At 68.8% G+C, this 22,274-nt stretch carries 22 protein-coding genes; 10 read left to right on the top strand and 12 right to left on the bottom strand.

The annotated features are described in order from the left end of the window. Positions 1–11: 11 nt before the first annotated feature. From AC07OY_RS25540 to AC07OY_RS25555, 4 genes are all read left to right on the top strand, one after another. Positions 12–1,481 (top strand): NCS1 family nucleobase:cation symporter-1, encoded by a 1,470-nt coding sequence (locus AC07OY_RS25540; protein WP_495045402.1) that lies wholly within the window; start codon positions 12–14, stop codon positions 1,479–1,481. Continuing rightward, positions 1,478–2,926 (top strand): dihydropyrimidinase, encoded by a 1,449-nt coding sequence (hydA, locus tag AC07OY_RS25545; RefSeq protein ID WP_495045403.1) that lies wholly within the window; start codon positions 1,478–1,480, stop codon positions 2,924–2,926. Before AC07OY_RS25540 ends, hydA begins: the two co-directional genes overlap by 4 nt. Positions 2,927–2,937: 11 nt before the next feature. Then, entirely contained in the window at positions 2,938–4,194 is a 1,257-nt protein-coding gene (locus AC07OY_RS25550; protein ID WP_495045404.1) for a Zn-dependent hydrolase, read from the top strand. Positions 4,195–4,265: 71 nt separating this feature from the next. Beyond that, positions 4,266–5,333, top strand: coding sequence for an alpha/beta fold hydrolase (locus AC07OY_RS25555; protein ID WP_495045405.1), 1,068 nt, complete (start codon positions 4,266–4,268; stop codon positions 5,331–5,333). Here the strand turns inward: AC07OY_RS25555 and AC07OY_RS25560 are convergent. Next, positions 5,314–5,739 carry a hypothetical protein gene (locus tag AC07OY_RS25560; protein WP_495045406.1) on the bottom strand — a complete coding sequence of 142 codons (426 nt, stop codon included), beginning with the start codon at positions 5,737–5,739 and terminating at the stop codon, positions 5,314–5,316. The genes AC07OY_RS25555 and AC07OY_RS25560 overlap by 20 nt on opposite strands. A gap of 81 nt (positions 5,740–5,820) precedes the next feature. Here AC07OY_RS25560 and AC07OY_RS25565 point away from each other — a divergent pair, with 81 nt between their 5' ends. Continuing rightward, entirely contained in the window at positions 5,821–6,195 is a 375-nt protein-coding gene (locus AC07OY_RS25565; RefSeq protein ID WP_495045407.1) for a MerR family transcriptional regulator, read from the top strand. A gap of 158 nt (positions 6,196–6,353) precedes the next feature. Next, a complete protein-coding gene (locus tag AC07OY_RS25570; RefSeq protein WP_495045408.1) occupies positions 6,354–7,088 on the top strand; it encodes a PEP-CTERM sorting domain-containing protein in 735 nt (244 codons plus the stop codon). A gap of 19 nt (positions 7,089–7,107) precedes the next feature. Here AC07OY_RS25570 and AC07OY_RS25575 read toward each other — a convergent pair whose 3' ends face one another. Further along, positions 7,108–8,253 carry a methionine aminotransferase gene (locus AC07OY_RS25575; RefSeq protein ID WP_495045409.1) on the bottom strand — a complete coding sequence of 382 codons (1,146 nt, stop codon included), beginning with the start codon at positions 8,251–8,253 and terminating at the stop codon, positions 7,108–7,110. A 79-nt stretch (positions 8,254–8,332) separates the two neighbouring features. Between AC07OY_RS25575 and AC07OY_RS25580 the strand changes: the two genes are divergently transcribed. Beyond that, complete coding sequence (locus tag AC07OY_RS25580) at positions 8,333–8,869, top strand: GNAT family N-acetyltransferase (protein ID WP_495045410.1); 537 nt, start codon at positions 8,333–8,335, stop codon at positions 8,867–8,869. Here AC07OY_RS25580 and AC07OY_RS25585 read toward each other — a convergent pair. Together AC07OY_RS25585 and AC07OY_RS25590 are read right to left on the bottom strand one after the other, a co-directional pair. Further along, entirely contained in the window at positions 8,846–9,304 is a 459-nt protein-coding gene (locus tag AC07OY_RS25585) for a hypothetical protein (protein ID WP_495045411.1), read from the bottom strand. The genes AC07OY_RS25580 and AC07OY_RS25585 overlap by 24 nt on opposite strands. Further along, positions 9,301–9,714 carry a VOC family protein gene (locus AC07OY_RS25590; protein WP_495045412.1) on the bottom strand — a complete coding sequence of 138 codons (414 nt, stop codon included), beginning with the start codon at positions 9,712–9,714 and terminating at the stop codon, positions 9,301–9,303. The genes AC07OY_RS25585 and AC07OY_RS25590 overlap by 4 nt, the downstream gene beginning before the upstream one ends. 134 nt (positions 9,715–9,848) lie before the next feature. On the opposite strand from AC07OY_RS25590, the gene AC07OY_RS25595 reads away from it, so the two are divergent. From AC07OY_RS25595 to AC07OY_RS25605, 3 genes are read left to right on the top strand one after another with little or no spacing between them, the layout of a single operon-like run. Then, positions 9,849–10,457: an RNA polymerase sigma factor gene (locus AC07OY_RS25595; RefSeq protein WP_495045413.1), complete on the top strand. Its 609-nt coding sequence runs from the start codon at positions 9,849–9,851 to the stop codon at positions 10,455–10,457. Further along, positions 10,454–10,954, top strand: a complete 501-nt coding sequence (locus AC07OY_RS25600; RefSeq protein WP_495045414.1) for a hypothetical protein — start codon at positions 10,454–10,456, stop codon at positions 10,952–10,954. The genes AC07OY_RS25595 and AC07OY_RS25600 overlap by 4 nt, the downstream gene beginning before the upstream one ends. A 14-nt stretch (positions 10,955–10,968) precedes the next feature. After that, the gene (locus AC07OY_RS25605; protein ID WP_495045415.1) at positions 10,969–12,129 is read left to right on the top strand and encodes a hypothetical protein; all 1,161 of its coding nucleotides are present in this window, start codon (positions 10,969–10,971) and stop codon (positions 12,127–12,129) included. Positions 12,130–12,132: 3 nt separating this feature from the next. Here AC07OY_RS25605 and AC07OY_RS25610 read toward each other — a convergent pair whose 3' ends face one another. The 8 genes from AC07OY_RS25610 to AC07OY_RS25645 all read right to left on the bottom strand — a co-directional run bounded on the left by AC07OY_RS25610 (position 12,133) and on the right by AC07OY_RS25645 (position 22,179). Further along, positions 12,133–13,818, bottom strand: coding sequence for a flotillin family protein (locus AC07OY_RS25610; protein ID WP_495045416.1), 1,686 nt, complete (start codon positions 13,816–13,818; stop codon positions 12,133–12,135). Between the two features lie 16 nt (positions 13,819–13,834). After that, positions 13,835–14,461: a YqiJ family protein gene (locus AC07OY_RS25615; RefSeq protein ID WP_495045417.1), complete on the bottom strand. Its 627-nt coding sequence runs from the start codon at positions 14,459–14,461 to the stop codon at positions 13,835–13,837. Between the two features lie 31 nt (positions 14,462–14,492). Then, positions 14,493–15,158, bottom strand: a complete 666-nt coding sequence (locus tag AC07OY_RS25620; RefSeq protein WP_495045418.1) for a PspA/IM30 family protein — start codon at positions 15,156–15,158, stop codon at positions 14,493–14,495. A 1-nt stretch (position 15,159) separates the two neighbouring features. Then, positions 15,160–15,654, bottom strand: a complete 495-nt coding sequence (locus AC07OY_RS25625) for a hypothetical protein (protein WP_495045419.1) — start codon at positions 15,652–15,654, stop codon at positions 15,160–15,162. Positions 15,655–15,883: 229 nt separating this feature from the next. Next, positions 15,884–16,936, bottom strand: coding sequence for a homocysteine S-methyltransferase family protein (locus tag AC07OY_RS25630; RefSeq protein ID WP_495045420.1), 1,053 nt, complete (start codon positions 16,934–16,936; stop codon positions 15,884–15,886). Then, entirely contained in the window at positions 16,933–18,006 is a 1,074-nt protein-coding gene (locus tag AC07OY_RS25635; protein ID WP_495045421.1) for a tartrate dehydrogenase, read from the bottom strand. The genes AC07OY_RS25630 and AC07OY_RS25635 overlap by 4 nt, the downstream gene beginning before the upstream one ends. A gap of 1 nt (position 18,007) precedes the next feature. Beyond that, positions 18,008–18,895 (bottom strand): alpha/beta fold hydrolase, encoded by an 888-nt coding sequence (locus tag AC07OY_RS25640; protein ID WP_495045422.1) that lies wholly within the window; start codon positions 18,893–18,895, stop codon positions 18,008–18,010. A gap of 14 nt (positions 18,896–18,909) precedes the next feature. Beyond that, the gene (locus tag AC07OY_RS25645; RefSeq protein ID WP_495045423.1) at positions 18,910–22,179 is read right to left on the bottom strand and encodes a hypothetical protein; all 3,270 of its coding nucleotides are present in this window, start codon (positions 22,177–22,179) and stop codon (positions 18,910–18,912) included. Positions 22,180–22,274: the final 95 nt, after the last annotated feature.

Here is a 22,274-nt window from a genome sequence, read left to right on the forward strand (position 1 = left end):
GAGGGGCTGACATGACTGCCGACCCGACGCTGAGCAATCCCGATCTCGTTCCCACGACGGCCGCGCAGCGAACGTGGCGCTGGTATCACTTTGCCGCGCTGTGGGTGGGCATGGTCATGTGCATCCCGGCCTACACGCTGGCGGCCAGCCTCATCGAGTCGGGCATGAGCTGGAGCCAGGCCGTCGGCACCGTCTTCCTGGGCAACCTCATCGTGCTGGTGCCCATGCTGCTGATCGGCCATGCCGGCGCCAAATACGGCATCCCGTATGCGGTGCTGGCGCGCGCGTCGTTCGGCACCCAGGGCGCGCGGCTGCCGGCGCTGCTGCGGGCCCTGGTGGCCTGCGGCTGGTACGGCATCCAGACCTGGTTCGGCGGCCAGATGATCTACACGCTGGTGGGCGTGCTGATGGGCGAGCCGCTGGCCGGCGACCCGCTGCCCGGCCTGGGCATCAACGCGGCGCAGCTGGGCTGCTTCCTCGCGTTCTGGGCCCTGCAGTTCTATTTCGTCGTGCATGGCATCGAGGCCATCCGCAAGCTCGAGACCTGGACGGCACCGATCAAGATCGTCATCTGCTTCGTGCTGCTGTGGTGGGCCTGGGACAGGGCCGGCGGCTTCGGTCCCATCCTCGACCAGCCCTCGCAATTCGTCGAAGGCGGCAAGAAGGCCGGCCAGTTCTCGGCCGTGTTCTGGCCGTCGCTAACTGCCATGGTGGGCTTCTGGGCGACGCTGGCGCTGAACATCCCCGACTTCACCCGCTTCGCCAGGAGCCAGCGCGACCAGCTCGTCGGCCAGGCCATCGGCCTGCCGCTGCCCATGGGCCTGCTCGCGGCCCTCGCGGTCTTCGTCACGTCGGCCACCGTCGTCATCTACGGCAAGGCGCTGTGGGACCCGGTGGATGTGGCCAGCCGCATGACGGGTGCCGCGGTGCTGATCGCACTCATCGTGCTGCTGATCGACACCGTCAGCGTCAACCTCGCCGCCAACCTGGTCGGCCCAGCCTACGATTTCTCGGCACTGGCGCCGGGCAAGATCAGCTACAAGACCGGCGGCATGCTGACGGCCGGCATCGCCATCGTCATGATGCCGTGGAAGATCCTGGCCTCGACCGAGGGCTATATCTTCACGTGGCTGATCGGCTATTCGGCCCTGCTGGGCCCGGTGGCCGGCATCCTCATCGTCGACTACTACGTGCTGCGCAAGACCGAGCTGGTGGTGGATGAGCTCTACTTTGAGGGCGGCCGCTACAGCTACCGCGGCGGCTGGAACATCGCCGCCGTCATCGCCTTCGTCGTCGGCGTGGCGCCCAATATCCCCGGCTTCCTGAACGCCGCCTTCCCGGCTGCCTTCCCCGAGGTCGGCGCGGCCTTCAAGGCCATCTACACCTATGCCTGGTTCGCCGGCCTGGCCCTCGCCGCCATCGTCTATGGCGTGATGATGGCCGGCAAGGTGCAACCGCAACTCGCCAGGAGCACGACATGACCTCCCTCCTCATCCGCGGCGCCGTCGTCGTCAATGCCGACGCCGAATCCCGCACCGATGTGCTCTGCATCGACGGCCGCATCGCGGCCATTGGTGAACGCGCCGTGCGCGAGGCGCCGGCCGGCACGACGACGCTGGACGGCACCGGCCAATACCTGCTGCCCGGCGGCATCGACCCGCACACCCATATGCAGCTGCCCTTCATGGGCACGGTGACGCAGGACGACTTCTTCAGCGGCACCGCGGCGGCCCTGGCCGGCGGCACGACGAGCATCATCGACTTCGTCATCCCCAACCCCCAGCAACCGCTGATGGATGCCTACCAGCAGTGGCGTGGCTGGGCCGAGAAGAGCGCGGCCGACTACGCCTTCCACGTCGCCGTGACCTGGTGGAGCGAGCAGGTCCATGCCGACATGGGCACCCTGGTGCGCGAGGAGGGCGTGAACAGCTTCAAGCACTTCATGGCCTACAAGAACGCCATCATGTGCGACGACGAGACGCTGGTGAACAGCTTCAAGCGTGCGCTCGAACTCGGCGCCATGCCGACGGTGCACGCCGAGAACGGTGAGCTGGTCTATCTGCTGCAGGCCGAGGTCGCCAAGATGGGCATCACCGGCCCCGAAGGCCACCCGATGAGCCGCCCGCCCATGGTGGAAGGCGAAGCCGCCAACCGCGCCATCGCGATTGCCGACGTGCTGGGCGTGCCCATCTACATCGTGCACGTCAGCTGCATCGAGAGCGCCGAGGCCATCGCCCGGGCTCGTGCCCGCGGCCAGCGGGTCTACGGCGAGGTGCTGGCCGGCCATCTGCTGATCGACGACAGCGTCTACCGCGATCCCGATTTCGCCAAGGCCGCGGCCTATGTGATGAGCCCGCCCTTCCGCCCCAAGATCCACCAGGAGTTCCTGTGGCGCGGCCTGCAGAGCGGCCAGCTGCACACGACGGCCACCGACCACTGCACCTTCTGCGCTTCGCAGAAGGCCGCCGGCATCGACAACTTCGCCAAGATCCCCAACGGCTGCGGCGGCGTCGAGGAGCGCATGGCCGTGCTGTGGGATGCCGGCGTCAACTCCGGCCGCCTCACACCCAGCGAGTTCGTCGCCATCACCTCGGCCAATGCGGCCAAGCTCTTCAACATGTACCCGCGCAAGGGCGTGATCGCTGAAGGCGCGGACGCTGACCTGGTGCTGTGGGACCCGGCCGGCATCAAGACCTTGAGCGCCAAGACCCAGTTCTCCAGGAACGACTTCAACATCTTCGAAGGTCGCACCGTGCGTGGCATTCCCAGCCACACGATTGCGCAGGGCCGTGTGGTGTTCGCCCGCGGCGAACTACGTGCCGAGCAAGGCAAGGGCCGCTATCTGAAGCGCCCGCCGTTTGGCGCGCAATTCGATGCGGCCGCCAAGCGCGCGCATGACCTCGCGCCGACCGCCGTCGCGCGCTGAAAGGAATCGACATGGACATGCCCACCACCAAGCCCGACATCACCCAACTGCGCGTCAACGGCCAGCGCCTCTGGGACTCGCTGATGGAGCTGGCCCGGATCGGCGCCACCGAGAAAGGCGGCGTCTGCCGCCTGACGCTGACCGACCTCGACAAGCAGGGCCGCGACCTCGTCACGCGCTGGGCGCGCGAGGCCGGCATGACGGTCACCATCGACCAGATCGGCAACGGCTTCATGCGCCGCCCGGGCCGCAACAACAGCCTGCCGCCCATCATGACCGGCAGCCACATCGACACCCAGCCCACCGGCGGCAAGTTCGACGGCAACTACGGCGTGCTGGCCGGCATCGAGGTCGTGCGCACGCTGAACGACCACGGCATCGAGACCGAGGCGCCCATCGAGGTCGCCTTCTGGACGAATGAAGAAGGCTCGCGCTTCGTGCCCGTCATGATGGGATCGGGCGTGTTCGCCAAGGCCTTCACGCTGGAGCATGCCTACGCGGCGACAGACACCGAGGGCAAGTCGGTCAAGGGCGAGCTGGAGCGCATCGGCTATGTCGGCGACCAGATTCCTGGCGACCACCCCATCGGCGCCTATTTCGAGACCCACATCGAGCAGGGCCCGGTGCTGGAGGACCACGACAAGACCATCGGCGTCGTCACCGGCGTGCTGGGCATCCGCTGGTATGACTGCGTCGTCACCGGCATGGAGGCCCACGCCGGCCCCACGCCGATGGCCCTGCGCAAGGATGCGCTGCAGGTCGCGACCAAGCTGATGCAGGAGGTGGTTGCCTGCGCCCACCGCCACCCGCCACATGGCCGCGGCACTGTGGGCATGGTGCATGTGCACCCCAACAGCCGCAACGTCATCCCGGGCCGCGTCAAGTTCAGCATCGACCTGCGCAATGCCACCGATGCGCTCTGCGAGGCGATGGACGCAGACATCCGTTCAGTGGCCGCCAAGCTGAGCGCTGAATCGGGCCTGCCCATCGAGATCACGCCCGTCAGTGCCTACCCGGCCCAGCCCTTCCACGCCGACTGCATCGCCGCCGTGCAGAAGGCCGCCGACACGCTGGGCTACAGCAATATGCGCGCGGTCTCCGGCGCCGGCCACGACGCCGTCTACATGGCCCGCCTGGCCCCGGCCGGCATGATCTTCATCCCCTGCAAGGACGGCATCAGCCACAACGAGATCGAGGACGCCAAGCCCGAGCACATCGAGGCGGGCTGCAATGTGCTGCTGCAGGCGATGCTCGAGCGCGCCGGCTGAGCAGCGGCAAGACCTGCCCCTATAGTGCGCCGCCAAGGCGCTCGGCTGTCAGCGCCTCTCCAGGAGGCCGCTTGATCCGACGTCTGCTCACCCTTGCCGCCCTGGTGCTCTCGCAGACCACGCACGCCGCTGAACCGCTCGCGCCGGCCTGCGAGGCCAAGGCCTCGGACCGCGCCGTCCGCGAGCAGGGCTTCGTGCCGCTGAACGGCATTTCGCACTGGCTGACCATCACCGGCCAGGACTGCCGCAACCCCGTGCTGCTCTTCGTCCACGGCGGCCCGGGCAATCCCATGAGTCCCTACGCTGACACCCTCTATGACGCCTGGGCCAAGGATTTCACCCTCGTGCAGTGGGACCAGCGCGGCGCCGGCCGCACCTACGGCAAGAACCTGCCGGCGCGTGAGCTGGAGCCAGCCGAGTTCGAGAGCACGCCGCTGACGCTGCCCTTGATGGCCGCGGACGGCATCGCGGTGGCCGAGTACCTGCAGAAGCGCCTGGGGCACGCCAAACTGATCCTGACCGGCAGCTCCTGGGGCTCGGCCCTGGCCGTGGAGATGGCCCATCTGAAGCCCGAGCTCTTCCATGCCTATGTCGGCATGTCCCAGCTCGTCGGCACGCCGGATCTGGTCGCCAGCCACGCACTCGCACTGCAACGCGCCCGGGAGCTGCGTGACGAGAAAGCCCTGGCTACGCTGCAATCCCTCGGCACCCCGCCCTGGCAGAACCCGCGCAACTTCGGCCAGCTGCGCCGCATCGTGCGCGGCTACGAGGCGCAACGCACCGATCCCGGCCCTGCCTGGCGCCCCGCGGCTGAATACGCCGGCGCGCAGGACCAGGCCGCCTACGAAGCGGGCGAGGAGTTCTCCTTCCTGAAGTTCGTCGGCTTCAAGGGCGACGGCATGTTCTGGCAGCTGGCGCTCAACGAGCAGCGCACGCGGTTGAAGCTGCCGGTCTTCCTGATCCAGGGTGAGGAAGACCTGCTGACCCCGCCGGCCGTCACCCGCGCCTGGTTCGAGCGCCTCGACGCACCGAGCAAGAAGCTCGTCCTGGTGCCGCGCGCCGGCCACGATCCGAACGGGCCCTGGCTGGCGGCCCAGTACCGGGTGCTGCGCGAAGACGTCACGCCGCTGACGCGCTGACCTCGGCCTCGCGCCGCACGCACCACAGCTGCACCACGGCCCAGCTCAGCTCGGGCAGCAGGAAGAGCAGCAGCACCGGCTCCCCGGTCTGGCTCCAGGCCCAGGCCATCCACAGGCTGAACAACAGCCGCCCGGCCGCGTCGTAGCGACCGAACTGCCGCGTCGGCCCGCGCAGCCTCAGCACCGACCAGACCATGACGATGCTGCCCATCAGCAGCGCGAACAGCGTCTGCATGGGCTCGAAGGCCGGCATGGCCTGGCCACCGAGCGCCTGGTTGACGAGGCCGAGGTGGCCGATGGCGATGGCCATCGTCCAGGGCGTGGCGAAAGGCGCCGTGACGAGGAGGTCGTAGGCGGCGCTGGCCCATACGACGCGACGGAACTGGGCAGGGCTGAAGGAGGGCATGGCGGATTGCGGAAGTGACGAAGGCCGCCATGCTCGACCCTCGAGTACGCTCCAAGGTCAAGCCCTTTTTCCTCGACCACCATGCAGATCGGCACCCTTTCCGAACTGACCGGCCTGAGCCGCGACAGCCTGCGCTTCTACGAGAAGCGCGGCCTGCTGCAGGCGCGCCGCGCCGACAACGGCTACCGCGACTATCCCGAGGAGGCCGTGCAGTGGCTGGGCTATGTGCGCACGGCCCAGCAGCTCGGCTTCACGCTGGCCGAGATCGCAGCGGATCTGCCCCTGCTGACCCAGGGCGAGGACGCCGGCCCGGCGCTGCGGGCGACGCTGGCGCGCAAGCTGGCCGACATCGACGAGCGCATCGCGGCCCTGCATGGCTTGCGTGCCGAACTGGCCAGCCGGCTGGCAGACACGCCCGAGACGGGTGCGAGCTGCCCGTTGCGCCCGGCCGCGTGAAAGAAAGGTCGCGACTCCGGCACCCGCAGATGGGGACTGGCCACGTGCCACTCGTTTTTACGACTTGCCCGAGCGTCGGCTGCAGCGAGAATTCTTCGCTCTCGTCCAGGGCTTGCAACGCCTTGACCAAGGATTCCAAAGACCAATAGGGAGAAAACATGCTGCTTCGCTGGGCCATCCTGGCCTTTTGTGCCATTGCATCCGCCCAGGCCGCAACCAACCCGACGATCGACAAGATCAACGTCAGCACGGTCCCCGAATCCGGTGACACCCACTACCCGGGGCCCTATACCAATTACGACAGGTTCAGCATCCTCGGCGCGGCGTCTTCCTATCAATTGAGCGACGGGCAAGTTCGACAATACGGTGCCGGCTGGATTCCCTACACGAATGGTCGCCTGTCGACGGTCACGGTGCACGACAACGTCGTCAGCTACGAATTCGACAAGGTCTTCAACTGGGCGAAGGGCGACGGCACCCTCTTCCACTCCCGCGGCCAGGTCTGGTGCCCTACGTGCAACGAACCGGGCGTCGGTTGGTGGACCGAGGGCTCTCTGGTTCCGGTGTCAGCCATCGTCATCCGCGCTGAGCTCGGGTCCAAGACCGCAACATTGACGGGCACAGCCAGGATTTCGTCGAACTCGAATACGCCGACGGGTTCAGCGCGCGCTGAAGACTTCCTCTCCTATGCGTCGCCCGTGGGATCCCTCGTCACCTATTCAGCCACCTACACGTTGATCGACGGCTCGGCTTGGGATGTCGCCGCCTTCGATCGGCGCTTCGACTACACCATGTTCGGCAGCATCAACCTGTCACCCGTGCCGGAATCTGGCACCGCTGCCCTGCTTGCCCTGGGTTTGGTGGCAGTGCTGGCACGGCGCAAAGAACGCTGAAAGCCGGCGTGCCGTTCACTCACGCCAACCGGGACAGCCGCCAGGTCGCCTCGGCCAGCGTCTCGTCCCGCTTCGCAAAGCAGAACCGCACATGCCGCCGCTCCTGCGGCTGCTGGTAGAAGACCGACAGCGGGATGGCCGCCACGCCGAGTTCGGTAGTCAGCCAGCGGGCGAAGTCCAGCTCGCTCTTGTCCGAAACCGCGCTGTAGTCCACGGTCTGGAAATAGGTGCCTTCGCAGGGCAGCAGCTTCAGCGGCGTGGCAGCCAGCGCGGCACGGAAGCTGTCGCGCTTGGCCTGGTAGAAGCCGCTCAGACCCTGCCAGGGCGCCGGGTCGGCCAGGTAAGCCGCAATCGCATGCTGGGTCGGCGTGTGCACCGTGAACACCGTGTACTGGTGCAGGCGGCGGAAGGCCGCGCTCAGCGCCGGCGGCGCGGCGACAAAGCCCACCTTCCAGCCCGTCACATGGAAGGTCTTGCCAAAGCTGCTGACCAGGAAGCTGCGCTCGCGCAGGGCCGGGTAGCGTGCCACGCTCTCGTGCGGGGCGCCGTCGAAGACCATGTGCTCGTAGACCTCGTCGCTGACGATGAAGAGGTCGTGCTGCTCGGCGATGCGCTCCAACTCGAGCAGGTCCGCGGCCGTGGCGACGCGGCCGCTGGGGTTGTGCGGCGTGTTCAGCACCAGGGCCCGCGTGCGCGGCGTGATGGCGGCACGCACGGCCGTCCAGTCGATGCGGTAGTCCAGCGTCATCGCCACGCCCACCGGCACGGCGCCGGCCAGGCGGATGGCGGGGTCATAGCTGTCGTAGGCCGGCTCGATGATGATGACTTCATCGCCCGCGCCGACACAGCTGTGCAGGGCCGTGATCAGGCCTTGCGTGCCGCCGGCCGTGATGGTGATGTCGCGGTCGGCGTCATAGGCCGAGCCGTACAGGTCGTTGAGCTTGGCCGCGATGGCCTGGCGCAGGGCCGGCACACCGGTCATCGGCGGGTACTGGTTGTGGCCGGCGGCCATGGCATCCGTCACGGCCTGCAGCAGGGCCGGATCGGCGCCGAAGTCCGGGAAACCCTGGCCGAGGTTGACGGCGCCATGCTCGGCGGCCAGGGCCGACATGACGGTGAAGATGGTGGTGCCGGTGTTGGGCAGCTTGGTGGGCAGAACGGGCATGGTGGCGCAATTCTGCGTGAGGCGCAGCCGCCCTTCTGCGCCCAGCGCCTATGCTGATGCGTTTCGCGATGCAACGCCCTTGACCTCCAACCCCATCACCCTGCGCTCTGGCACGCCCGCTGACGCCGCCACCATCGCCGCGCTGGCCATCCAGGTCTTTCTGGACACCTATGCCACCGAGGGCGTGCGCCCCGACCTCGCTCGCGAAGCGCTGCACGAGTATTCGCCCGAGGCCTTCGACGTCCGCCTGCGCGAGCCGCAGCGGCGCTTCGTGCTCGCCGAGCGGGGCACGGGCCTGCTGGGCTTTGCGGAACTGCTGCTGCAGGACCTGGCCGCACCGGCCGGCGGCGTCGGCGGCGCCGAGCTGGTCCGCCTCTATGTGCAGCCGGCCGCCCAGGGCCAGGGCCTGGGTGCGCGCCTGATGCAGGCGGCCGAGGCGTTGGCGCTGGAGAACGGCCTGCCGGCTCTGTGGCTGACGGCCTGGGAAGGCAACCACCGCGCCCTGGCCTTCTATGCTCGCGCCGGCTATGCCGACGTCGGCGCGACGAGCTACTGCTTCGAGGGCAACAGCTATGGCAACCGCGTGCTGGCCCTAGGCCTGCCTCGGCCCACCTAGCAGCACCCGCCGCGCCGCCAGCGCGATCGGAAAGCCGAACACGAAGCAATGCGCCGCGATCGCGGCCGCATCGAGCTTGGGCGGCCAGAAGGGCGTGTGCAGGGCCGACAGCGGCAGCACGACGTTGTTCATGCCGAAATAGACGACGAAGCCATAGGCCAGGCCGGCCGCCGTCGCATTGCGCAGCAGGGCTGGCAGGCGCTGCGCTGCCATGCAGAACAGGGCCGCCCAGATCAGCGCAATGCCGTAGTGCAGGGCAACGCCCAGCGCGAAGGTGGCCGGCCCGCCGCCAAAGGCTGCCTCGCGGCCGATGAGGCCGGCGGCGACGGTCTGGAAGACCTTGAGCTTCATGCCGTAATAGCTCAGCGCGAAGACGAGGTCGCCGGTGCCGGCCAGCAGGCCGCCCCAGACGATGGCGCGGGTCAACGGTTTCATTGCAGGGCTCCCGGCGGACCCTTGAGCTCGACGACATTGCCCTCGGGGTCGCTCAGATAGATGGAGGGGCCCTCGCCCTCGGCGCCATAGCGGCTCTCCGTCTTGCCGCTTTCCACGCCCTGCGCCGCCAGGTGGGCGCGGATGGACTGGGCGTCGAAGGGCTCGACGCGCAGGCAGAAGTGGTCCAGGTTGCGGCCCTCGGCGCCCGGCGCGGCCCCGCCCATGCGGCCGAGCTTGCCGTCCACCGGCACGAGGTCGATCAGCGAGCGGCCGGCGCGCAATTGCACGAGTCCGATCTCGTCCTGGCGGCGCTCGACGGCGCAGCCGAGCACATCCACATAGAAGCGGACCATGGCGTCCAGGTCGATGACGCGCAGCACCAGATGGTCAATGCCTTGCAGCTTCAGCATGCAGCAGTCTCCTTGGGGGCCGCAGCATCATGCCCCGGCGGCCCCATGCCGAAAGTGACGACGGGTTTGTCCCGAGTAACGAAAGGAGGCCGTCGCGCTCAATAGGGCATGCAATTCCTGCAGGCCCCTACCCCATGCTGCCCGACATGAGCTGGCTGACCCGCCTCGGCTTTGTCGCCCCCGGCGCATCGGCACGCACCGACGAGGCCGTGCTGCTCGAGCGCGTCGCGGCCGGCGACGCCGAGGCCCTGGCCCTGGTCTACCGGCGCGAAAGCGGCTCGGTCTACCGCTATGCCCTGGCCCTGGCCGGCGATGAGGCGGCGGCGCTGGACGCCGTGCAGGAGGCCTTTGCGCAGCTGCTGCACGGCCCGCAGGGCTACCAGGCCGGGCGCGGTTCGCTCGGCGCCTATCTGGCCGGCATGGCCCGCCATCAACTGCTCAGCCAGTGGCGCGATGCCCGCCGCCATGTGCCGCTGGATGAGGCCGAGGCCGAGGACGAAGCCGTGGCCCTGCCCGGCAGCGACACGCGCCTGGCCGACGCCCAGCAGCAGAGCCAGCTCTGGGCGGCCATCCGCCGCCTGAGCTGGCCGCAACGCGAGGCCATCGTCCTTGTCGACCTGCAGGAACGCTCGTACGAGGACGCCGCGGCGATTGCCGGCGTCAGCGTCGACGTGCTGCGAACGCGGCTGCACCGGGCCCGCCAGCGGCTGGCCGACCTGCTGGCCGTGGGAGAACGCTCATGACCCCCGACACCACACCCGACTGGCTGCGGCCCGCGCGAGGCGAACTCGCCCGCCTGCATGCCGACGCCGGCCAGGATGCCGCCCTGCTCGCACGCCTGACGGCGCTGCAGCAGGCCCAGCATGCACGCCGGCGCGATATCGAAGACCACGAGCCTCACTGGCTGCGCCGCCTGGCCTGGGGCAGCGGCGCCCTGGGCGCGACGGCGGCCCTGCTGCTGAGCGCCATGCTGCTGCTCGACCCGCCCGGCGCCGGCATCGCCGAGGCCAGGCCAGTGGCCGGCAGTGGCTTCATCCCGCTGGTACCCGAGGGCGAATTCCGCGCCGCGCTGGCGGCCGGACGCAGCGCGGCCGTGTGGCTGCAGCCCACGGAGATGCCGCGCGAACGCCTGGCCGTGCTGGGCCTTCCCTTCGATGCCGCCCGCGCCGACGAGCTGGTGCGCGCCGAACTGATGCTGAACCCGAATGGCCAGGTGCTGGCCGTGCGCATCCTGAATTGACGACGGAGAACGACATGAAGACCCCTCTCACCGCTCTGACACTGATTGCGCTGGCCACCTCGGCCACCGCACTGGAGGCTGACCGCCTGATCGAGCGCAATTTCGAACGCGACATCGAGCGCCACGTGCAGCTGGCCCTGTCCGACCTGCCCATGCGCATCGCGCTGGACGAGCGCACGCTGGCCTTCGCCGGCCGTGAGCTGGAGGGCGAGCGCGTCGTCAAGGGCGCACCGTACTGCGCGACGGCAGTGCACGAGAACGTGCAGCCCCTGGCCGACGGCAACCGCATCGTGCGCAAGCAGCAGAGCCAGCTCTGCCGTGATGGCGAGGGCCGCACGCGCCGCGAGGTGCAGCGCGAGGGCGGGCCCAAGGTCGTCTACCTGAACGATCCCGTGGCCAAGGAGAGCTGGGTCATCTATCCCGACGAGAAGCGCGTGCAGCGGCTGCGCGGCCACGCCGTCTGGATGCAGAGCGGCGACGCGGCGGCCCAGGCCGCCTGGGAAGCGTCGATGAAGGACTGGGGCGAGCGCATGAAGGAGCAGGCCGCGCGCTGGAAGGACTGGGGCGCCCGCGTCGCCGAGCGCGCCAAGGCCGCGGATGTGGAGCGCATCCGCAGCCGGGCCGGGGCCGGCGAGCCGGGCATCGTCATCGAGCAGGAACTGGCAGTGCCGGCGACGCCTGGCGCGAGCGCCACCGAGCGGCGCCGCGAGCTGCGCGTCATCCGCGCCAGCGAACTGCCCATGCCGCCGGCCATGCCGGCACCGCCCGCGCCGCCCGCGCCGATGGCCGTCCCGGTACCGCCGGTGCCGCCCATGCCCCTGCTGCTGCCGGGTCCCATGCTGCCGCGTGAAGGCGGCACGACGACGACGCTCGCCGCCAAGGAGATCGAGGGCGTCAAGGTCAGCGGCGAGCGCACCACCTGGACCATCGAGGCCGGCAAGATCGGCAACGAGAAGCCCATCGTCATCAGTCGCGAGGTCTGGCGCAGCCCCGAGCTGGGGCTGACGGTGCAGAGCCGCGATGCCGACCCGCGCTCGGGCGAGCAGAACTACCGTCTCGAGAAGATCCGCCGCGGCGAGCCCGATGCGAGCTTGATGAAGCCGCCCGCCGACTTCAGCGAGGGGCCGCGCCGCAGCGCCAAGCCCGCCGCGAGCGCGCCCTCTCGTTCATCCTGAGCCTCACTCCGCCGGTGTGGCCGGCGTGGTCGGCTTGAGCATGGCCGCCAGGTTGTGCGCCATGCCCGTGATGCCCTGATTGGACAGGCCGGCGTCCTGCATGACGGCGTCGACGATGGGCTTGGCGATCTGGTACTGCAGGGCCGAGTTCATGACCTGCTCGGGAAAGGTGGCGCCGTTGGCGGCTCCACCGCCTTCCGAGCCGCCCTGGCCGGGCATGCCGTTGACCTGGACGATGCGGATGGAGTCGATGTTCTCCATCGGCTTGACGGCCTCGGCCAGGATGGTGGGCAGCTGCTGCAGCAGCTGGGTGCGCACCTGCAGATCGATCTGCGCGGCCGACAGCGTGTTCAGCGCCTCGTTGATGGCGCGGCGGCCTTCGGCCTCGGCGATGGCCGCCGCCTGCTTGGCCTTGGCCTCGATCGTCAGCGCCTCGGCGCGGTCGATGGCGGCTTCCTTCTCGGCGGAGGCCGACACCTTCACCGCGATGGCATTCTGTTCGGCATCCTTGCTGGCCTCGATGAGCTGAATCGCCTTGTCACGCTCGGCCACCGCCACCTGGCGGGCGGTGTTGACCGTTTCCTCGGCCTTGACGGCTTCGGCGCGGGCCAGGTTGGCGGCGGCGTCGGCCTCGGACTGCTCGCGCGACTTGGTGGCGATGGCAATCTGCGTGTCCTGGCGGGCGATCTCGACCTGCTTGCGCTGGTCGGCACGCTTGAGTTCGGCCTGGCGCTCCTGTTCGATCTCGCGGGTCTGGATGACGAGGTTCTTCTCGATCTCGGCCGCCTTGATCTCGCGCTCGGCTTCGATGCGGCGCTGGCCCACCTGGCGCTCGGCCTCGATCTTGACCGTCTCGGCCTCGCGGTTGCGCTCGGCCTGCTGGGACGCGATCTGCGCGGACTGCTCGGCGCGCGCCATCTCGATCTCGCGCTTCTGCGTCAGCGAGGCGAACTCCTGGTCCTTCTCGATGGTCAGCTTCAGGCGGGAGGCTTCCAGGTTCTTGGTGCGCACCTGCACCTCGGTGTCCTGCTCGACGTCGTTGCGCTGCTTGCGGCGCGCCTCGGTCTGCTCCGTCAGGCGCGTCAGGCCCTCGGCGTCGAAGGCGTTGTTGGGGTTGAAGAACTGCTTGTCGGTCTGGTCCAGGCTCGTCAGCGAGACGGACTCCAGCTCCAGGCCGTTCTTCTCCAGGTCTTCGGCGACGGCGTTCTGCACCGCCTGCACGAAGTCGCGGCGCTTGTCCTGCAGCTCCTGGATGGTCATGGTCGCCGCCGTGGCGCGCAGGCTGTCGACGAACTTGTCTTCCACCAGGGCCTTCAGCTCATTGGGGCTCATGGTGCGGGCACCCAGCGTCTGCGCGGCGGTGCTGACGGCCTCTTCCGTCTGCTTCACGCGCACGAAGAAGGCGGCCGTCACGTCGACGCGCATGCGGTCCTTGGTGATCAGGCTCTCGCGCTCGCGGCGCAGCACCTCGAGCTTGAGCGTGTTCATGTTGACGAGCACGCGCTCGTGGAAGACCGGCAGCACGATGGCGCCGCCGTCCATGATGACCTTCTGCCCGCCCAGGCCCGTGCGCACGAAGGCCAGCTCCTTGGTGCTGCGCTTGTACAGGCGCGCGAAGACGAAGCCGATGGTCAGCAGGCCCAGCAGGGCGATGCCGGCAATGGCGCTGATTTCGATGATGTTGTCCATGTTCTGTCGATCTCCCTCAGATCAGGTTGGGATGCGGGTTGGCGATGCAGCGGTAGAAGGCGCCGGCCTTGCGCACGATCAGTATCTGCGCGCCTTCCTCGAAGACTTCATCGTCCAGGTCGGGTTCGACCATCAGGTAGTGGATGCGGCCATGGGCGTCGCGCACGCGGGCCTGGGCGGCCAGGCCGCGGCGCGCGGCACCGGCGCTGACAACGCCGCCCCGCCCCACCAGCGACTGCTCGCTGACCGCCGTCGTCTCGTCGCGCGGGATGATGTGGGCCACCAGCGAGCCCAGGCCGCGCACCGTGGCCAGGCCCGGCGGCACCGCCAGCAACCCCGCCAGCCAGGCCGGCAGAAAGCCGCCGAGCAGGTTGAAGGCCACCTTCTGCAGCGCATAGCCGAACAGCGCATAGCCCAGCAGGAAGAGCAGCAGCAGCACCAGGGCCGGCACGCGGCCCAGATGCAGCCAGCCCAGCACGCGGTCCAGGCCGGACTCGGGCAGGGCATGGGGCAGCAGGTCGTCGATGACATTGCTGGGGCTGAGCGCCACCAGCATGCCCAGGCCTTCCAGCAAGGCGATGGCCACGATCAGCGCCACGGCGACGCCGAAGGGCAGGGTCTGTGGCGCAGTGAAGAGGTTCATCCCGTCTCCTCAAGGTTCGAGGTGCGCATTCTTAGGCTTGTCCCGCCTTGATTTGCGCCATTCGCTCGGCGATCTTGTTGTCGCGCGCCAGTTCGTCCAGCTCGCGCAGCTGCGCCTCCTGCTTCAGGCCGCCGGGTTGGGAGCCATTCAGCCCGGTCTGGCGCTGATAGATCTTGTCGAAGGCATCGGTCACCTGGCCCAGCCGCTGCTCGACGTTGGACTGGCCCTGCGGCTGGGCGGCAGACCCGGCGGCGGCACGGCTCTGGCGGAAGTCGGCCAGCGCCTCCTGCATCTCGCGCTTCTTGGCCAGCAGCGCGGCGGTGAAGCCCTGCAGCTCCTGCTCCTGGCGGGCCAGGTCGGCCAGCGTCGTCTCCAGCACGGGGATCTGGGCCTCGATGTCGATCTGCCGCGACACGGCGGCGCGCGCCAGGTCCTCGCGCTGGGCGGCCAGGGCCTGGGCGATCTGGTCGCTCAGCTCCTCATGGCCGCGGTTCAGCTTGGCATGCTGCTGCTGGGCCAGGTGGCGGTTGGCGCTGACCATGCCGAGCTCATGACGCACCTCGTCGATGACGCCATCGGCCTCGCGGATGGCCTGCTCCATGGCGGCCTGCGGGTTCAGGTCTTCGATCTTGTCCAGCAGCGCATGCATGCCGCCGGCAATGACGCGGCCCACGCGGGCCTTCAGGGAATCGCTCATCTCATGCTCCTTTCAGTGTGGAAGCCAACTCGACGGTCGGGTTGAGGTGGCGCTTGACCACCTCGGGATCGAAGGCATGCGCCCCGCCAGTCGTGGCCTGGCGCAGCAGGGACTCGCCCAGCAGGGCCGCGCGGCGCACCAGGGCGTCTTCCAGCTTGGCGGCCTCGTCGGCGCTGGCCGGGGCATGGCTGATGACCAGGGCCATCAGCGTCGTGACCTGGTCCACCAGGCCGTTGAGCACCTCGGAGTGCCGGCCCTCGCTGCCCTCGATGCGCACCAGCGCCTCGCGCAGCCGGTGCGTCAGCTCGCGTGCCCAGGCGTGGGCGGCCACGTAGTCGAAGGCGCCGTCGTGCTGGCGCTTGAGCTGGCCCAGCAGCACGCGCAGCTTGTCGCTGTTGGTCGTGGCGCCTTCGACTTGCAGCTGGGCCAGCCAGAGGTAGAGGTCGCTGGGGATGCGAGCCGACAAGGGCTCCATCGTGATCGTCTGCGTCGCCATGCGGCACCGCCTTCAAATGAGTTCCAACGAACACGAATGTATTCGTTTGAATTCATATGTCAACAACAGAATCCGAAGTCAGCCTTCGGCCTGACTTGAGGTATCCGTCCTTGATGGCGCGAGAGTGAAAGGCGGCGGCCAGGACTCGTGCTTGCACGGTCCTGAACTTTGCTTGCGGAGGAATGCAGGTGAAGCGTGTTGTCCACGCTTCACAGGCGGCCGGCGTCGCTCAGGCCGCGTCCAGCATCTGGCTGAAGAACTTCTCGCCGCTGACTCGCGGCTTGTAGGCCGACACGGCCTTGGCGATGGCCGCGATGTGGTCGGGCGTGGTGCCGCAGCAGCCGCCGGCGATGTTGAGGAAGCCGGCCTGGGCGAACTCGCCCACCAGGCGGGCCGTCACGTCCGGCGTCTCGTCGAAGCCGGTGTCGCTCATGGGGTTGGGCAGGCCGGCATTGGGATAGCAGCTGACCGCCACGTCGCCGGCCACCTTGGCCAGCTCCTCGATATAGGGCCGCATCAGCGTCGCGCCGAGGGCGCAGTTCAGGCCGATGGCGATGGGCCGCGCATGGCGCACCGAATGCCAGAAGGCGGTCACGGTCTGGCCGGACAGGATGCGGCCGGAGGCGTCGGTCACGGTGCCCGAGATGATGACGGGCAGGCGCTCGCCGGTGTCTTCCATCAGCTCGTCCAGCGCGAAGATGGCGGCCTTGGCGTTCAGCGTGTCGAAGATGGTCTCGACAAGGAAGAGGTCGCAGCCGCCCTCCAGCAGGCCCTTGGCCTGCTCGTAGTAGGCCGCGCGCAGGGTGTCGAAGTCGACATTGCGGGCACCGGGGTCGTTGACGTCAGGGCTGATGGAGGCCGTGCGCGGCGTGGGGCCCAGCGCCCCGGCGACATAGCGCGGCTTGTCGGGCGTCGAGTATTTGTCGCAGGCGGCGCGGGCCAGCTTCGCGGCCTCGACGTTCATCTCGTAGGCCAGGCCGGCGAGGTCATAGTCCTCCTGGGCCACCGAGGTGGCGCCGAAGGTGTTGGTCTCGATGAGGTCGGCGCCGGCGGCCAGGTATTGCTCGTGGATCTCGCTGAGCACATCGGGCCGCGTGAACATCAGCATCTCGTTGTTGCCCTTCAGGTCCTTGTGATGGTCCTTGAAGCGCTCGCCACGGTAGTCGGCCTCGATCAGCTTGTAGCGCTGGATCATGGTGCCCATCGCGCCGTCGAGGATGGCGATGCGTTGCTGGAGCAAGGCCGGCAGGGACTGGCCGCGGGTGTAGGCGATGGACTTCATGCCCCTATTTTCGCAGCCTCTGCAATAGCCTCACCCAGTTGGGCACATGAGGCCTTGCCACCCAGGTCGGGAGTTCTTGGCGCGGCAGGGTCGGCCAGCACCGTTTCGATGGCCGCCATGACCGCATCGTGGGCGCCCCGGTGGCCGAGGAAGTCCAGCATCATGGCGCCGGCCCAGATCTGGCCGATGGGGTTGGCGATGCCTTTCCCGGCGATGTCCGGCGCCGAGCCGTGCACGGGCTCGAACAGGCTGGGCCATTCGCGAGTCGGGTTCAGGTTGGCGGATGGCGCGACGGCAATGGTGCCGGTGCAGGCCGGGCCGAGGTCGGACAGGATGTCGCCGAACAGATTGCTGGCCACGACGACGTCGAAGGCTTGAGGCCGCTGCACGAAATGGGCGCAGAGGATGTCGATGTGGAATTTGTCGACCGCAACGCCGGGGAACTGCGCGGCCATGGCTTCGACGCGCTCGTCCCAGTAGGGCATGGTGATGGCGATGCCATTGCTCTTGGTAGCCGAGGTCAGCTTCGCCCGTGGCCGCGACGCGGCCAGCTCGAAGGCGAAGCGCAGCACGCGGTCGATGCCGATGCGGCTCATGACCGTCTCCTGCAGCACGATCTCGCGCTCGGTGCCGGCGTACATGCGACCGCCCACGCTGGAGTACTCGCCCTCGGTGTTCTCGCGCACGATCCACATGTCGATGTCGCCGGGCGCTCTGCCGGCCAGCGGCGAGCGCACGCCGGGCAGCAGGCGGGCCGGGCGCAGGTTCACATACTGGTCGAACTCGCGGCGGAACTTCAGCAGCGAGCCCCACAGGCTGACGTGGTCGGGCACGATGGCTGGCCAGCCGACGGCACCGAAGAAGATGGCGTCATGGCCGCCGATCTGCTCCTTCCAGTCGTCCGGCATCATCTGGCCATGCTGCTCGTAGTAGCGGCAATCGGCGAAGGCGAACTCGTCGAACTGCAGCGGCAGGCCGAAGCGCTCCGCCACTGCACGCAGCACGCGCAGGCCCTCGGGCATGACCTCGGTCCCGATGCCGTCGCCGGCGATCACGGCAATCTTCTGCATGTCAGTCTTCCTCGAAGAAGGTGCTCGCCTCGGCCAGCACGTCGGCGGGCGCTTCCTCGGCGATGTAGTGGCCGCTGTCGACGGCACGGCCCGTGACGTTGTCGGCGGCAGCCTGCCAGAGCTTCAACGGCTCGAAGCAGGTCCCCACCACGCCCTTGGCGCCCCACAGCACGCGCAGCGGCTGCGTCACGCGGCGGCCGGCGGCGCGGTCGGCGCGGTCATGGTCGAGGTCGATGCCAGCCCCGGCGCGGTAGTCGGCGCAGACCCCCGCGGCCGAGCCGGGCCGGGCCATGCAGCGCTCGTATTCGGCCCAGGCTTCGGGCGCGAACAGGCCGGCACCCCGCCGACCCATGCCGTCGCGCAGATAGGCCTTGGTGTCCGCCTCGATGAGGCGCTCCGGCAGCGGCGCGGGCTGGATCAGGAAGAACCAATGCCAGTAGGCGCGCGCAAAGGCCTCGGTCGTGCCCTCGTACATGGCCAGCGTCGGCGCGATGTCCAGCAGCATCAGCCGGGTCACGGCCTGCGGGTGGTCCAGGGCCATGCGGTGCGCCACGCGGGCACCGCGGTCATGGGCCAGCACGGCGAAACGCTCATGACCGAGGGACTGCATCAGCGCGACGGCGTCTTTCGCCATCTCGCGCTTGGCGTAGGCCGCGCTGGCGTCGCCGGCCGGCGGGCGGTCGCTGTCGCCATAGCCGCGCAGGTCCATCAGCACGACACGGCGGTCCCGGGCCAGCGTCGGCGCGACGCGATGCCACATCGCCATGGTCTGCGGGTGGCCATGCAGAAGCAGCAAGGGCGGCCTGCCGGAGTCCGACGGGCCGCCCTGGCGGGCAAACAGCGTGACGCCGTCACGCTGAATGGTTAGAGGCTGGAAATCGGTCCACATGCGGACCGATTCTGTCAGGCCGTGCGCAGGAAGTAGAGGTTGCTGCTGCCACGCGCCAGCAGCACGAAGCCCTTCAGCGCCGGGATGTAGCGCAGGCGGTTCTGCAGGCCGCCGGAGCCCGGCGATGCCACCTTCACGCTGCCCGCAGCGGTCGCAAGCACGCTCATGTCCCACACATTGCCATCATTGGGCTTGATCACATAGACCCGGCCTGCTGCGTCGCCTTGACCGCTGTAGAACAGGAAGCGGTCGTTGTCCGCGTCGTAGTCCATGCCGGCATAGATGGGCTTGTCGGCCAGCCATTGCGTCAGCGCGGCGCTCGGGTTGAAGCTGACGGCGATCTGCTGGGTGCTGCCGGTGGGCATGCGGTAGGCCACCAGGCGCTGCGGCTCATAGCCCTGGCCGTCGCCCCACTGCAGGCTGAACACCTGGCTGCGGCGCGGGTCGAAGGAGATCGGCCAGCGCACCGGGTCGCCGTTGGGGCTGCTGACCAGCTCCGTCCACTTCTTGTCCACCGGCGACCACTTCTTGAGGGCGACGGTGACGATCTCGCCGGTGGCGCGGATCTGCGCGGCGCCGTAGCTGCCGGCCGGGATGTCGGGCCAGGTGCCGGCCTTGTCCCAGGTGTTGTTGTCGAGGTTGAAGCCGTCGACCTTGGCGAAGTCCCAGGCCGCGCCGTACACCGCGCGGGCGCCGAACAGCATCACGCGATTGAGCTGGGGCACGAAATGCAGCGAGCTGTAGACGTGGCGCGACGAGGGCGTGCCGTCGGTGTAGTAGGGCACGTTCTGGGTCGTGACCTTGCTGGGCTGCGAACGCACCGTCCAGGTCGGCGCGTCAGCGCCCAGGCGGAGGGAGACGACGCGGTTGTCCGCCGAATCGCCGTGGCCGCCGGCGCAGGCGATGATGATCTCGCTGTGGCGGTCGTTGATGGCCATGCCGCTGAAGGCATCGACGGCCGAGCCGCCGGCACCCGACGTGCCCGGGATCTCGAACCAGGTGTTCAGGGGCTTGCCGGCCAGCCACGCGGGCGTGATCTGCGCGGGCGCCACCGACCACACGGGACCGGTGTCGAAGCCGTCGCGCAGGGCCGGATAGTTGCTGGCCCGCGTCAGGCGGTCGTAGGCCGCGGCGGCGCCGGTGACGCCATGGCGCACGGCATAGCTCAGGGCCGGCATCAGATTGCCCCACATGGCGCGTTCGCCCGGCATGATTTCGCCGAACAGCGTGCCCTCGAGGTTGCCCAGCCAGCTCGGGCGCAGCAGATAGGTTGCCAGGTAGACGGCGGCGTCGCTGGCCAGCCAGGGGCCCTTGCCACCCAGGTAGTCCGGCATCAGGGCCGGCGAGATGGTCATGGTGTAGGGCGTGCCGTTGGCGTACCAGAACTCCGAGGAGGTACCCATGCGCATGACCGCGCTGCGCGCCTTCCAGCGGAAGAAGGCATCGTGCTTGGTCGCGGACGCGGCCGAGACCGGCAGACCCATGGCCAGCGAGTAGCCGAAGGCCGCGGTGACGAAGTCCTGCTGCCAGGGCGCGCCGAAGGTGTAGCCGCCGCCGTAGCCCTCGCCCGGCTGCACCCAGCCGAAGGGGTTGTTGCGCTGGGCCACATAGGTGGCGTGATAGTCCTCGATATTGGCTTCTACGCTGGCGATGAACTCCTGGCGCAGGGCCGTGTCGTTGTCGGGCGTGACGGCCAGCGCCTGGGTCAGCGCGCGCCATTGCCAGGCGCTCGAACGGGTCTGCCAGCCGCCGGCCACGGCATGCACCAGGCCCAGGGCGCCCTTGCGCATGTCGGCGCTGTCGGTCTTGGTCAGGTAGTTGGCCGTCGCGGCGAACTGCACCTGCTCCATGAAGTACCAGCGGCCGGTCACCAGATAGGCCATGTAGCCGACGGAGGGGCTGTGCGCGCAATCCCACATCGGCGGCAGCTTGCCGGTCGGCTTGGGCGTGTACTGGCCGCGCGTCGAGGCGCCGACGTCGCGCACATTGCTGGCCTCATGCAGCACCAGGTTGGGGTACTGGGAGAAGCGCAGCGGACGCTGGGTCTTCTCGTCGCGGTAATGGATGGCGTAGCGGCCCGCGGCATAGCCATTGCGCACCACGGCGCCATAGGCGTTCATGTTGTCGCAGGTCAGGTAGAGCACATCGTGCTGAGGCAGCAGGCCGATGGGCTCCTGGAAGCCGCTGGACGGCATGGCGTCCGAGTCGTAGGTGAAATTGGTCTGGGCCAGCGGCGTGTAGCTGGCCGCCAGCCGCGTCGCCACGGCGGCGTTGGGGTCGACGCGCGCGCTGTAGGTCGGCACCTGCTCGGTCGCCTGCAGATAGGCCTGGTCATGGCGCGGCGTGATGGCGGGGTCGTCGCCCAGCCAGTAGGACAGGGCCGCGCCGCTGATCAGCGGCGTGCGGCAGTGGTGGGGCAGGTCGATGGCCGCGGAGAAGCGCTGGCTGCCATTGATCTTGAAGCTGTAGGTCGCCGCCTTGCTGGTCGGGGCGGCCACGTTCAGGTAGCCGTTCTCGATCCAGGGCAGCACTTCGACGGCGCCGCCGGCGAACACGCGCACTTCCATCCAGGCGGTCAGGTGGGCGTCGCTGCCGAAGGGCTTGCGGAAGATCCAGGACGACATCTGGGCGCCACTGACCCAGGTCGTCAGCGGCGCATCCCAGTCGGCGGCCGCGAAGCTGGCGCTGCCCAGCGTGCCTGCAGCGAATTCGGCCGTGATGCCGGTCTTCTTCAGGTCGGCCAGGCTCAGGGCGGTGCCCGCGGCAGCGGCCGTTGAAATGACTCGCAGCCTCACGGTCTGCATGGCGTTGGCGGTCGTGTCGGCCACACCGGACAACTGGGCGAACTTCAGCGAGCCGTCGGGCCAGGTCGTGCGCGGCGTGACCTGCAGGGCGCTCAGGTTGGAGCTCACCGAGCTGCCGGCCGGAACGTCGCCGCGCCTGAAGGCAAAGCCCAGGCTGAAAGGCGCCTTCACCTGGTTCTTGGTGCTGACCAGGCTGAACTGCATCGCACCGGTGGCCAGGCCGAGCGTCGTGAAGGCCGACGGCGCGGGCGCCGGAGCGGGAGCGGGCGTCGGCTTGGGCGTGACAGGCGTACTGGGCAGCTTGATGACGGCCGCGGCGTCGCTCGACGGCAGCCCGTCGGTCGGCGTCGTCGCGGCGGGGGCTGCGATGGCCTCGCCCACGCTCTCCCCGCCGCCGCCACCGCCGCAACCGGCGAGGGGAATGGTGCCGCCCAGGGCGGCGGAATACTGGAGGAACTTACGGCGTTTCGGGTCGGTCATGGCAAAGCAATCCTTTGCAGCGGGACGTCGCTGCACTTCGTACTAGGGGGTGGCCTAGGTTGGCGGAGCGGATTCTGAGGGCAGGCTCTGACCGG

This window comes from Roseateles sp. GW821-FHT09H10 (genome assembly GCF_059415865.1).